The organism is Arthrobacter sp. P4_F10 (genome assembly GCF_056401435.1).
This window is the reverse complement of the sequence record NZ_JBFUJJ010000016.1, coordinates 76482-88455: the sequence shown is the minus strand read 5'-3', so window position 1 is coordinate 88455 and position 11974 is coordinate 76482. Positions and strand designations below refer to the sequence as shown.

General features: G+C 65.3%; 14 protein-coding genes. 8 read left to right on the top strand and 6 right to left on the bottom strand.

The features are described 5' to 3' along the window. Positions 1-551, bottom strand: a 551-nt coding sequence (locus AC1DR1_RS15940) for a CGNR zinc finger domain-containing protein (protein WP_476992875.1), incomplete at its 3' end; no start/stop codon positions are given. Between the two features lie 356 nt (positions 552-907). Between AC1DR1_RS15940 and AC1DR1_RS15935 the strand changes: the two genes are divergently transcribed. Then, the gene (locus AC1DR1_RS15935; RefSeq protein ID WP_229995130.1) at positions 908-1153 is read left to right on the top strand and encodes a hypothetical protein; all 246 of its coding nucleotides are present in this window, start codon (positions 908-910) and stop codon (positions 1151-1153) included. A 75-nt stretch (positions 1154-1228) separates the two neighbouring features. Here AC1DR1_RS15935 and AC1DR1_RS15930 read toward each other — a convergent pair whose 3' ends face one another. The 4 genes from AC1DR1_RS15930 to AC1DR1_RS15915 form a co-directional block, all read right to left on the bottom strand. Further along, positions 1229-1768, bottom strand: coding sequence for a TetR/AcrR family transcriptional regulator (locus tag AC1DR1_RS15930; RefSeq protein WP_229995129.1), 540 nt, complete (start codon positions 1766-1768; stop codon positions 1229-1231). A 201-nt stretch (positions 1769-1969) separates the two neighbouring features. Then, entirely contained in the window at positions 1970-2149 is a 180-nt protein-coding gene (locus AC1DR1_RS15925; RefSeq protein WP_229995128.1) for a hypothetical protein, read from the bottom strand. A gap of 359 nt (positions 2150-2508) precedes the next feature. Next, the gene (locus tag AC1DR1_RS15920) at positions 2509-3816 is read right to left on the bottom strand and encodes a cation:proton antiporter domain-containing protein (protein WP_229995127.1); all 1308 of its coding nucleotides are present in this window, start codon (positions 3814-3816) and stop codon (positions 2509-2511) included. A 191-nt stretch (positions 3817-4007) separates the two neighbouring features. After that, entirely contained in the window at positions 4008-5687 is a 1680-nt protein-coding gene (locus AC1DR1_RS15915; RefSeq protein WP_476992874.1) for a PucR family transcriptional regulator, read from the bottom strand. A 141-nt stretch (positions 5688-5828) separates the two neighbouring features. Between AC1DR1_RS15915 and AC1DR1_RS15910 the strand changes: the two genes are divergently transcribed. From AC1DR1_RS15910 to AC1DR1_RS15890, 5 genes are all read left to right on the top strand, one after another. Next, on the top strand, positions 5829-7142 hold the full coding sequence (locus AC1DR1_RS15910; RefSeq protein WP_476992873.1) for an alpha-hydroxy acid oxidase: 1314 nt from the start codon (positions 5829-5831) through the stop codon (positions 7140-7142). Next, entirely contained in the window at positions 7142-8101 is a 960-nt protein-coding gene (locus tag AC1DR1_RS15905) for an ABC transporter substrate-binding protein (RefSeq protein WP_476992872.1), read from the top strand. The genes AC1DR1_RS15910 and AC1DR1_RS15905 overlap by 1 nt, the downstream gene beginning before the upstream one ends. Before the next feature lie 12 nt (positions 8102-8113). Continuing rightward, positions 8114-9115, top strand: coding sequence for an amino acid ABC transporter permease (locus tag AC1DR1_RS15900; RefSeq protein WP_476992871.1), 1002 nt, complete (start codon positions 8114-8116; stop codon positions 9113-9115). Further along, on the top strand, positions 9049-9801 hold the full coding sequence (locus AC1DR1_RS15895; RefSeq protein WP_229996193.1) for an amino acid ABC transporter ATP-binding protein: 753 nt from the start codon (positions 9049-9051) through the stop codon (positions 9799-9801). Before AC1DR1_RS15900 ends, AC1DR1_RS15895 begins: the two co-directional genes overlap by 67 nt. A gap of 109 nt (positions 9802-9910) precedes the next feature. After that, positions 9911-10291: a RidA family protein gene (locus AC1DR1_RS15890; RefSeq protein ID WP_229996190.1), complete on the top strand. Its 381-nt coding sequence runs from the start codon at positions 9911-9913 to the stop codon at positions 10289-10291. A gap of 19 nt (positions 10292-10310) precedes the next feature. Here the strand turns inward: AC1DR1_RS15890 and AC1DR1_RS15885 are convergent, their stop codons facing one another. Beyond that, positions 10311-10871 carry a hypothetical protein gene (locus tag AC1DR1_RS15885; RefSeq protein WP_476992870.1) on the bottom strand — a complete coding sequence of 187 codons (561 nt, stop codon included), beginning with the start codon at positions 10869-10871 and terminating at the stop codon, positions 10311-10313. 185 nt (positions 10872-11056) lie between these two features. Between AC1DR1_RS15885 and AC1DR1_RS15880 the strand changes: the two genes are divergently transcribed. Continuing rightward, positions 11057-11428, top strand: coding sequence for an ArsR/SmtB family transcription factor (locus tag AC1DR1_RS15880; RefSeq protein WP_229996085.1), 372 nt, complete (start codon positions 11057-11059; stop codon positions 11426-11428). Further along, positions 11403-11870 (top strand): SRPBCC family protein, encoded by a 468-nt coding sequence (locus AC1DR1_RS15875; RefSeq protein ID WP_229996084.1) that lies wholly within the window; start codon positions 11403-11405, stop codon positions 11868-11870. The genes AC1DR1_RS15880 and AC1DR1_RS15875 overlap by 26 nt, the downstream gene beginning before the upstream one ends. Positions 11871-11974 lie beyond the last annotated feature (104 nt).

Below are 11974 nucleotides of genomic sequence, written 5' to 3'. Positions count from 1 at the left end.
GCAGGGACGAGCCTCTCTTCTCTTTTGCGGGCACGGTAGGCGGCAGCTTTCATCTTGTTGCCGCAGGGGTCCATGGCGCACCACTCCCGGCGCGCTCCCCGGGACCGATCGATGTAGACCCGGGTGCACTCGTGGTTCGCGCACTCCTTGAGCAGCGGCACGTCGGGTCCGCTGAGGACCTCGATGGCATGCCGTGCCACAGTTGACAGCGCCTCTATTGGGGTCGCTTCCGTCACTCGCCCGTCAGGCGTGAGCTGCGGGACGGCCGGCGGTGTGCGGGCGGCGTCGTTCACGATGGAGAGGGCGTCGCCGTCGTAGTCATCCCCGGCTATTTTGGTGTGAACGAGGGAGTAGATGGCCTCCCGGATCACGATGGCCTGCTCAAGGTCGGCCGGTTGAAATTGGGTGTCCCCGTCGATAATGCCCGATTCACGGAACCAGGCGTCCAGGCTCTCAGGTGACGAGAACATCTCCAGCGGTGTCCCGAGCCGTGAGCGCACCGTTGCGGCGAAGTCGAGGGCCGGATTGCCGCAGACGAATGAATGTTTCATGTCACCAGTTTGACAGGTGACGATTCCAAATGCAAAAATCGTCACCTGCTTAACAAGTCACCGGTCGAGAATCCCGTGGCCATTGCAGTCCATCCCCTCAACAAGAAGAAGATCACATGCCCGACCGCAACGTGGGACCAACCACCGGCTTCTGCGCGATACGCGCTTTCCTCCGTCGAAGGGGGAGGCCCGAAGGGGCGAAGAAACCCAGCATGACCAAACCCAGCATGACCAAATCGAGCGTAGGGAGGACCGCCGAACAGGAACGGCATCCGCTCCGGTATGGCGACAAAATCCCAGACGCCCACTTCTGGTGGTTCTAGTCGTGCAGCGCAGGCCAACGAAAAGAGATGCAATTGCGTAAGAACATGCTTGCCGTCGGCCTGCTCGGCGTCGTACTCACTAGCGGCTGCGCCTTAGGCAGCAACGCTCCCGGCAGGGCCGCCGGCGCCGTCAAGGACGGGGCGAGAAGGGAAACCATCGGCAGTGCCGCGTCAGAGAACTTTGCCCGGCAGCTCTACGGGTCCAGTCCCATGGGCGCGGCGAGCCCCACTGCAGCGGCCGGGGTTGACCCCGCGGGCCTGGTGCCGGCTACAAGCTGAACCGAGGGGTATGTAGCACGCCCGCGCCAGCATTTTGTCCGGCAACCTAGGCCAGGATATCGGTGCTGACGGTTTCTAGGAACGCCTCAAGGGTGCGCGTGACTTGGTGAGCTTGGCGCGGGCGACTGCGCCTTCGAATCCGGACACGATAAAGGAGGCCATCCGGTAGGCCTCTCCCTTGTTGGTGATTTCGCCGGCTTCCTGTGCCGCGGCGATGGCGGCGGCCAGTCTCACGGTCCACGACTCCAGGGCCTGCTCGACGACCTCTGTCACCGCTGCGCTTTGCGAAGGCATCTCGTTGGCGAAGTTGCCAAGGAGGCAGCCACGTTTGAAGCCATCAGCCTCGGCCATTCGCGTGACATGTGCCAAGTGTTCGTGGATCCGCCGGAGCGGCGATGTGCCGGGGCCGTCGAGGAGTTCGACGTGAGTAGTGGCACGATAAAGCGCGACGGTCTCGACCGCAAGCGCTTCCTTACTGTCAAAGAAATGGTAGAAGGAACCCTTTGGGACACCGGCTGCCCTGGTGATGTCGAGCACCCCGGTTGCTGAATATCCGTTTGCGTGAAAGAGTTCGAGCGCCGTGGCGCTGATGCGTTCTTTTGTACCGACAGCCATGTCGCCGACCTCCCTGTGATCGATTGCCGATTCTCCTAGACTGGACCGGTCGTCTACTCGACGCAAATCGCCGGGGAATGCGCCCAGCGCGGCGCGGACACCGTCACACGCTACGGCGCGACTGATAAACGGACAACGACGACGGCGGGAGGTGGCTCCCGCCGTCGTCGTTTGGTATTGCCAGCTGCCTGGAACCCGGCTTTAGGCTCCCTGGTTGAGGCTGAGCGTGAAGGTGTTCGGGCCGCTGGCGTGCACCGCGATGTTGCTCTTGGCGGTGTTGTGGCGCTCCGAGTGTTCGTGGATCAGTGCGTCCAGCTCGTGGTGCATCGTGGAGCGGTCCCAGAGCTTGTGGGTTACAGAGGTGGCAGTTTCAAACGTCATTGTTCAGTGCTTCCATTCATGAATCCGGAGGTCCGGCTGCCGCACCGATGCGGAGCCGCCGTGGGGCCAAACCAGGAACGCCTGAGACCTTGGGCAGCTCTTTGAGCTCACCGGTTTGGCCTCATTGCGTCCACCAGGATGGGTGCCCCAAGCTCACTGCGGACGCGTAGCGTCGGAGGGAACGTCAGGGCTGCGTGGGCGGGAACCGTTGTTTCCCACTTTGCCTTTCCATAGTGCACAGCGTCGCAGGGGAGGCTCAAGCCAGATGGCGAAAATTGGCGCGTGAGACTGATCACAGCTGCCCGGCCGGCGCGAAAGACGACGGCGGCCCGGGTTCATTGCGGATGGCCGAGCGGCGCCTAGGATCGGGGCCGTTTCGGCCAAAGCCGCACAGTGGGCACATGCATGTGCACGTGCACGCGGCTCAGGCCCCGGGCAGGTGCGGGTGTGACCGGCACTGGCCCGCCAGGTTCTGGTCCCGCTGCGGCGGCGGCCCGTCCATAGCGGGCGGCCAACGGCGCGGCGCTGAATCCATGCGCCAGGACGCTGAGCAGCACGGTGGCCGTGATGACGCCCACAGCCTCGTCGGACACCGGTCCGACGGCTTCCAGCGCCAGCAGTGCGAACACGAGGGAAGCGAGGCCGCGCGGACCGAACCAGCCCACAAACAGGATGGTGTTCCGGTCGAGGCCGGCACCAATCGAGGCCAGTGCCACCGGAAGCATGCGCACCACCGTGAGGCTGAGCACGGCATACAAGATGGTCAGGGGGACGAAGTGCGAAAGCATGGTCGGAACGGCGATGGCTCCGAAGGCCAGCCACACGAGCAGTGACGCCAGGCCGCCCACCTGTTCGACGAAGACCAGGGCGGCCGGGGCCCGGTGACCGGCGCACGTGCCGAAGGCCAGCCCAGCACAGAACGCGGCGACGAATCCGTTGCCGCCCACGGCGACGGCGGAGGTGTAGGCGAGCAGGCTCAGGGCAAGGACTCCGATGCCGGCGAAGTCCTCGGCGGCGATACCGCGCCGGCGGGCCAGCTGCAGCAGCCACCCGCCCAGTGCACCCGTTGCTGCGCCGACACAGGCGCCGATGAGCAGCTCGACGGCCGCGCTGCCGGGAGCGGCAGCGCTCTCCAGGCCTGCTGCGGCGGCTGCACCGGCGATCGCGACCATGACGATCGGGGTGGCGATGCCGTCGTTGAGGCCGCTCTCGACGGTGATCAGCTGGCGGATCCGCGACGGCACCACCGGATTCGTCACCACGGGGACCCCGAGGGCGGCGTCGGTGGGGGCCAGCGCCGCGCCTACGAGGAGGGCCAGCCACAGCCCGAAGTGGGGGAAGAACCAGGCGGCCAGGGCCCACCCGAACACGATCGTCAGAGGCAGGCCGACACCCAGCAGCCGCACATACCGGCTGACGTCCCGGCGCAACTGCTGGAGCGGCAGGCGGGCGGCGTCGGAGAAGAGCACCCACACCAGGGTGATCTCGACCAACGGAGTGACAGCCTCCGGGGGCGCGGAGCCATCGACCAGACCGGACCAGTTGAGGGCCGCGCCGACCGCAATGAACACCATCGGAGCGGTCAGGTCCGCCTGCTGCAGCCGCGCCGACACCAGCGCCCACCCGAACAGGGCGGCGGTGATGAGGGCTAGGACGGTCATTTCCATGACGGCTCTGTGCTCGCTTCCGTGCGCCCCGCTTGCGGGTTGCCCCATTCCAGCACCCGAATCGGTCCGCCCACGGGGACCACGCTCCCTCCGCCGCATAGCGCACTAAACGTTCCCTGCGCTCACTTTCCCTACAGTTCAGTGAACCCCTCTCCCCGACACTGCGCCAGAGAATTTAGCCCCATGCTGCCCTACTCCTGCACCGCCGGCGTCGCTTTAGGAGCCAGGTCCATGGTTGTCAGGCGCAGCCAGAGCCAGAGCCGCTGCTGAGGGTCGTCCAGATCGAGGTCAAAGTCCTTGGCCAGGCGCCCCACCCGGTAGCGGACGGTGTTGTTGTGCACGTGGAGGCGTGCGGCCATCGCGGAGATATTTCCGTTCGACGTCAGGTAGGCCCGCAGGGTCTGAAGATAGTCGGTTTGTTGGTCGGCGTCGTGGGCCTGGATCCTTGCGATGTCGTCGAGATCCGCAAGCCCGTTGTCGTCGATGAATGCCCCGATTTTCAAAAGGTTCAGCGGGATCCGGTGGTCCTCGAAGAGCCCGGCAACGGAGGGCCGCCCGCCGCTGTCGCCCGGCACCGCCGGGTGCCGGTGGAGCAAATATTGCAGCGTTTGCAGCGCTTCAGCCCTGGATCGAGGCAGGTCTTCCAGCCTGGGTGCGATGCCTCCGACGGCGGCGATGATCGGGTAGGAACTGATCGTGTGTGCGTACGCCCCGATCTCCTGGGCTACGCGCCGGTGCACGGTCCTCGGGCTGGTTCCCCCGCAGGGCAGAAGGGCGTAGACCACCGAGCCAATGAGGGCGGTGTGGCTGGTTTTGAACTGGATGTTGCAGACAGTCGTGACAAGGTGCAGCAGCCGGTGGATTTCGCGTACCGACTCCAGGGTCCCGGACTCCGGGCGGTTGATTGAAAAAGCCGCGACCGCGAGTCCTTGGGCGGCATCGAGCCCGAGCTGGGCGGCGGCAAAGGACGCGTGGACAGTGTCGTCCATCAGCGTTCGAATCAAGTCCCCGTTCCGGCGTTCGCCAAAATCGGACGCCGACCGGGCATGGAGCATATGCAGTCCTGCCAGCGGCGCCATCCTGTTGAGCGCCTCCAGGGCCGTCTGCCGCTTGTCGTCGCCGGGGTCGATGATCCAGATCGAGCCGAGCAGTTCACCGCCGGCTCTCACGGCAAGGGCCAGCCGGGGCATCTCATCATCTACGGCCGGGATCAGCACCGCACTCCCGGACGCATAGACGATCTTGAAATCCGCGTCGAAGGCGGGCGGCGTGACCTCCTGCAGGGAGAGCGTGGTGACGCGGCGCAGTTCGTCGATGGGCTGGCCCGGCAGGGTCGAATAGCCAAGCACCCGTCCGAGCGGGTCCACGATGCTGGCTGCGCCGCTGGTGATGGACGCGGCAGCGTTGGCGAATGCGTAGAGATCCCCGAGCCGGACCCCGGAGACGGAATCGACGGCGGCGCCCATGACCGACGCCCGGGCCAGCGCCACCAGCCGCGTCCAATCGGCATTGTCGGGTGCGACCAGGACCGCGAGGCTGTGGCGGACCGCGGCGGATTGCAGCTCGTCCAGGGACGCCCCGTGGGCCTTGACGATCACTGCGGCCGCGTTGCTGTTGGACGCCCGGTGCAGCAGCTGGTCAAAATCCGGCGAGCCGCAGCTCAGCCCGACAGCCAGGATGATCCGGTCCTCGATGCTGGTCCATGCGTCCATGGGGTCATACATGAGGACGTCAGAGACGGGATGGGCGAGGTTGTCCGGCGCGGGATTGGCATGCACCAGATCGGCCTGCATGAGCTGGATGCAGTCGGACAACCGCACCACCGCAGCGTTCTGGTCGAGCTCAGCAACTGGCTGTTCCCCTTGATCCATGCATGGACGATATCACAGGTTAAATTCAATTCTTTTGGAGGAATCAACATGTAGGCAAGGTGAGATCTTCGTCACCATTGAGGGACGCAGTTGATCGAGCGTTCCACGCAGTTCATACACGCAAGACATAAAGGACGCGATATGAGAATGAAAGACATCAAGTCACTGGCGGCGGTTCAAGGCCCCGCCCGGTCAGTGGCGGAACGGCTGTCGCGGCGGTGCTACAGCGTTGAAGACATGCGGAAACTGGCCGCCAAACGCCTTCCCGGCAGCGTGTTCGACTACATCGAGGGCGGCGGCGAGGACGAGGTCTCCCTGCGGCGCAACCGGACGTCCTTTGATGACTGGGCCTTCCTGCCGAAATGGGGATCGGTGGAGCGCCTGGACCTCAGCTCAACCCTCCTGGGCGGCCGGGTTGCGATGCCGCTGACCCTGTCCCCAACCGGGGGCACCAGGTTGTTCCACCCCGACGGCGAGTCCGCGGTGGCCCGCGCGGCCCTTGAGGCCGGCGTTCCCTACGGGCTGGCGCACTTGAGCACCACCACTATGGAGCACGTCAGCGCCGCCGCACCAGGGCTGCGACGATGGTTCAACCTCGAGCCCACGGCGGACAAAGGCCTCCTGCAGGCTGTCCTGGACCGGGTCTCGAACGCCGGTTACGAAGCGCTTGTGGTCAACGTCGACTGCCGCGCCATTGGTCACCGGGAACGCGACTACCGCAACGGATTCACCGCGCCGCCGTCCATCAAGCCCAAGACCGTCATCGAAGGGGCACTGCACCCCCGATGGGCCCTTGGATTCCTGGCCAACGATGCGATCGCCTTCCCGAACCTGGACGCGGAAATCCCTGAAGGCCCGCTCTCCAGCACCCCTGACATGTGGCGGACCCTGCTGGCGGGGTCCTACGAACCGACCGACTGGGACGACATCCGGGACCTAAGGAAGCGGTGGAACGGTCCCATCATTCTCAAAGGTGTGGTCAACCCCAGGGACGCCGTCGTCGCAGCCGGGATCGGCATCGACGCCATCCAGGTCAGCAACCACGGCGGCAGGCAGCTGGACCACATGGCTTCGGCCCTGGACGTACTGCCCGAAATTGTCGAGGCGACGGCCGGCCGGATTGAAATCATCGTCGACGGCGGCATCCGCCGCGGCTCCGACGTCGTCAAGGCCCTCGCCCTCGGCGCCGACGCCTGCTCGATCGGCCGCCCCTACCTGTACGGGCTTGCCGCAGCCAGCCAGGCAGGCGTTGCCCATGTCCTGAAGCTGCTGGCAGCGGAAATGACGCGCACCATGATGCTCCTCGGAGTATCCACGATCCAAGAGTTGCGCGACGAGGGCCGGGACCTGATCCGGCACCGCAGCGAGGCCAACGCCTGCACCCTTCCCCCCGAAATCCCCCCTGCCCAACATCCCCAGGCCCAGCTGGCCTACTCCGATCTGAGGACCCCCTGATGAAAACCCCCACAGCACCTGCTCCCGTGAAGCGCATTCACCGTGGCATCCCTGCCGTCATGGCCACGGCGGCCCTCCTGCTCGCGGCCACCGCCTGCGCGCCGAGCCCCGCCACCCTGGCGTCGACACCGGCGACGCCGTCGGGAGACTCCGCCGGGAATGGCGCCGGAGTCCCCGCCCTCGCGGTCAACGACGCCGCCGCACAGTTGCTCCCGGAAGCGATCAAATCAACAAGAGTCCTGCGCGTGGCCATCCCCACCAACGAGCCGCCGACACAGTTCTACCGGGAAGGAACCCAAGAGATGACGGGGACCAACCCGGACATCGCACGCCTCCTCGGTGAGGCCCTGGGCGTGAAGGTGGAAATCCAGGTGGCCAATTTCGACTCCATCATCCCGGGGATTGCCGCGGGCCGGTACGACATGACCGTCTCCTCGATGACCCCCACGGAAAAGCGCATGGAGGTCCTGGACTTCGTTGACTACATGCAAATGGGCAACTCGATTGCCGTGGCCCAGGGGAACCCGCAGGGGATCACCGATCAACACGCCCTGTGCGGCAAGAAGCTGGGCCTCCTGACCGGCTCCTACCAGCTCACGGTCAACGTCCCCGAGTACGACAAGGCCTGCACCACGGGCGGCAAGGACACCATCCAGAGAAGCGAGTTCCAGGACACGCGGCAGGCAATCTCCGCTCTTGGCAGCGGACGGCTGGACGCCGTCCTGGCGGATTCACCCATCCTGAACTTCGCCGCCACGCAGAACCCGCAGATCGAGATCGCCTCAAAATATGACTTCACGCCGGTCGGTGTGGGCTTGCCCAAGGACTCCGGCCTGGTCAAAGCCGTCTCCGCTGCCCTCTCCGGTGTCATCCAGAGCGACTCCTACCTCAAGGTGCTCGGAAAGTACGGCCTGGAGTCCAGCGCCATTACCGACGCCCGCGTCAATTTCGCCCAATAGGAGGTGAGCACAATGCAGCAACAACACTCAATCCCCGGCACCCTTCAGGACACGCCGGCGGCGCCGGGCGACTCCATCCCGGTGGTGCCGCTCAGGCACCCGCTCCGGCTGGCGAGCGCCGTCGTCCTCATTCTGGTCGCGCTCAGCGCCGCGTGGGACGTGGCGGTGAACCAGCGGTACCACTGGGACGTGGTCGTCTCCTATCTCCTCGCCCCGCAGATCATCGCCGGGGCCGGGCTGACCATCCTCCTGACCGTGGTGTCCATGAGCGTCGGCATCGCGCTGGGCACGGTCCTGGCGGTCATGCGGCTCTCGGCCAACCCGATCGTGAGCACCATCAGCCGGGGCTACATCTGGTTCTTCCGCGGCACACCGCTGCTGGTGCAGCTGATCTTCTGGTACAACATCGCCGCCCTGTATCCGGTGATCGCCTTCGGTCTTCCCCTCGGCGGACCCTCCCTGGTCCTGGGTTCGGCCAATGTGCTCATCACGCCGCTTGGCGCCGCGCTGCTGGGACTGTCCCTGAACGAGGCCGCCTACATGGCCGAGATCATCCGCGGCGGCATCGGCTCGGTGGACAAGGGCCAGTACGACGCCGCCCGGGGCCTGGGGATGAACGGCAGCCAGCTCATGCGCCGGGTCATCCTTCCCCAGGCGATGCGCGTGGTCCTGCCGCCGACCGGCAACCAGGTCATTTCCATGCTCAAGGGCACGGCCCTGGTCAGCGTCCTGGCGATCTCGGACCTGCTGTACTCGGCCCAGATCATCTACTCCAACAACTACCAAACCATCCCGCTGCTTATTGTCGCCAGCCTCTGGTACCTGCTGATGACAACCATCCTCAGCTTCTTCCAAACCAAACTCGAACGGCGCTATGGCCGCGGCTTCGACGCAGCGCCGCGACGGACCCGCCGGTCAAAGACAAGGACACTACGACGAACACCGCCATGGTGGAAGCCCAGGGCGTCCGCAAGAGCTTCGGCTCAACGGAAATCCTCAAGGGCATTGATCTGAGGGTCGAACGCGGCTCGGTGACCTGCCTGATCGGCCCGTCCGGTTCCGGAAAGACGACCTTCCTGCGCTGCATCAACCACCTGGAAAAGGTCGACGCCGGTCGCCTGTACGTGGACGAACAGCTGGTCGGCTACGCCGAGCGCAACGGGCGGCTCTACGAAATGAAAGAGCGGCAGACAGCACGCTCGCGGCGGACCGCAGGAATGGTGTTCCAACGCTTCAACCTCTTCCCGCACATGACCGTGCTGGAGAACATCGTGGAAGCGCCCGTTCATGTCCTGGGCCGGCCCCGGAGCGAGGTCACCGCCGAAGCGCAGACCCTGCTGGACCGCGTCGGACTCGGTAACCGGGGGCACTCATACCCCCAGGAGCTCTCCGGTGGGCAGCAACAGCGGATCGCGATTGCGCGCGCATTGGCCATGAAACCCAGGCTCATGCTCTTCGACGAACCAACATCGGCGCTCGATCCGGAACTGGTGGGCGAGGTGCTCGACGTCATGAAGTCCCTGGCCGAGGCGGGGATGACCATGGTGGTGGTGACGCACGAACTCGGCTTCGCCCGCCAGGTCAGCGACCAGGTGGTGTTCATGGACCAGGGAGTCGTGGTCGAAAGCGGGGCCCCGGCCGATGTACTCGGCAACCCGCAACACGAACGCACGCAGGCCTTCCTCTCAAAGGTCCTCTAAAACATCAGCAACCAGAACCTCAGCCACCCCGGCCCGGCCAGCAGGCCGGCCGCACATCAGCCACACCCCGGCCGGCCAGCAGGCCGGCCGCATGAAAGGACACAGCGCCATGTCGCGACAGAAGATCAGCACCGGCCTCGCACCCAGCCCGGCAGGCCCCTATTCCCAGGCCATCGCCGCCAACGGCTTCCTCTACACCGCCGGCCAGACTCCGCACCACCCGGCCACCGGCGAACCTGTCGGCTCCACCATTGAAGAACAGACCGCGCAGACCATGAAGAATCTGGCCGCCGTCCTGGGCGGGCACGGCCTGGACTTTTCCCACGTGGTCAAGGCAACCGTGCATCTGCACCACCCGGGACGGGACTTTGACGGGTTCAACGCAATCTACGCAGAGTTCATCGAAGCCCCCTATCCGGCGCGAACCACGGTGGGGTCGTTCCTGGGGGACTTCCTGGTCGAGATCGACGTCGTCGCGGCCATTCCCTAACGGGTGCGTGGGGCCCGAGCTACGGGCTGGGACTAGGGGAGGGGCTGGGACTGGGGCTGGGGGACCCGGTCCCAGATGGTGTGGCAGTGCTCCCCGGCGTTGCGGGCATGTAGGACTGATATTCGGGCAGCGTGGAGTCGAGGACCGGGAGTTGAACATCGGCCGACGTACCCGTGGAGTCTTCGCTCACCCGGACCGTGACCAAGGAACCGGGAGATCCCGCCGTGGGGTCCAGCATCATGGCCGGGGGTTGGGCCAGGGAGGTTTCGCCGTTGGCCTTGACCGGAATCGATACCTTCGAACCTGTTGCCCCAGTTATGGTGACGGTCGCGTCCGTTGAGGACGTGTTGAATAAGGTTCCCATGATCCGTCCGGGCTGGTCCGCTCCGTGGGAGAGGATGAGCATGTCCGCCAGCTTCATCGGACCGACCACGGTGTTGATCCCGTTGGTCGCCGGCGTGATCTTCGCGGTTTCCGCTGGATTGTCGGAGGAGCAGCCGGTCCCGGTCAGAAGAACCATCCCCAGCGTGAGCGCGGCTGCCGCATACCTTATCCCTGCCCGCAAGGCTGTAGTTGCCACGGCCGGCTCCTCTCGGCAGAACGTTGTCTGGTTACCCCCGATTATGGTCCGGGTCGGCGCCGAAATCGAGGGAGCTCCCGCATTGGGGGCTGGAGCAGAAAACCCTTGACGCAGGGCTCGCCGCAGGAGCATATTTAACACATCAGTTAATTAGCAGGAGTGTTAAATACGAAGGGCGCATCCCGATGCCAGTCGATCGGCTCAGCCTCATCTTCTCGGCGCTCGCCGACCCCACCCGCAGGGCCATCCTGGCCCGGCTGGCCGAGGGCGAGGCCACCGTGAATGAGCTGGCCGAGCCCTTCGACATCAGCCTCCCCGCGATCTCCCGCCACCTCAAGGTGCTCGAAGCCGCCGGGCTGATCACCCGGAGCCGGAATGCGCAGTGGCGGTCCTCGAAGCTCGAGGCCGCGCCGCTGCGCGAGGTTGCCGAATACATGGAAGAGTACAGGCGCTTCTGGGATGCCAGCTTCAGCCGCCTCGATGCGCATTTGCGAAAGATCCAGCAAGTTCCCAAGAATCAGGAGCCTGGCAATGAACGTGCAGCAGAACACTCATGAGTCCCACACCCTCACCATGACCAGGGAGTTCGATGCTCCCCGCGAACTGGTCTTCGATGCCTTCACCGATCCGGACCAGCTCGCCGCCTGGTTCGGCCCCGTGGGGGTGGACTCGCCCCGGGATCGGATCGTCGTGGAGCCCCGCGTCGGCGGCGCATGGCAGCTGGTTATGGTCTACGAAGAGGACGGCGTCACCAAGGAGGGGCCAATTGACGCCGTGATCTCCGTCTACGACCCGCCGGCGCTCCTGGTGGCTACCCAACGGGCGGAGCCCGACGCCGGCATCACCCGCCGGCCCGAAATGCGGCTTGAGTTCGAGGACCTGGGCGGCCGGACCCGGCTGCACCTTACCCAAGGCCCGTTCGCCAGCGCCGAATGGCTGGACATGACGCGCGAGGGGTGGGGCACCTCGTTCACCAAGCTGGACAAGGTCTTGGCCTAGGCGCAGCGCCCCAGCAGAGGTCTGGCGGACCCCCGCCAGACCTCGGATAAGCCTCAGGGGGACGGTTTTAGACTGATTTGCGGATTGGAGTGCTCAAATACTCC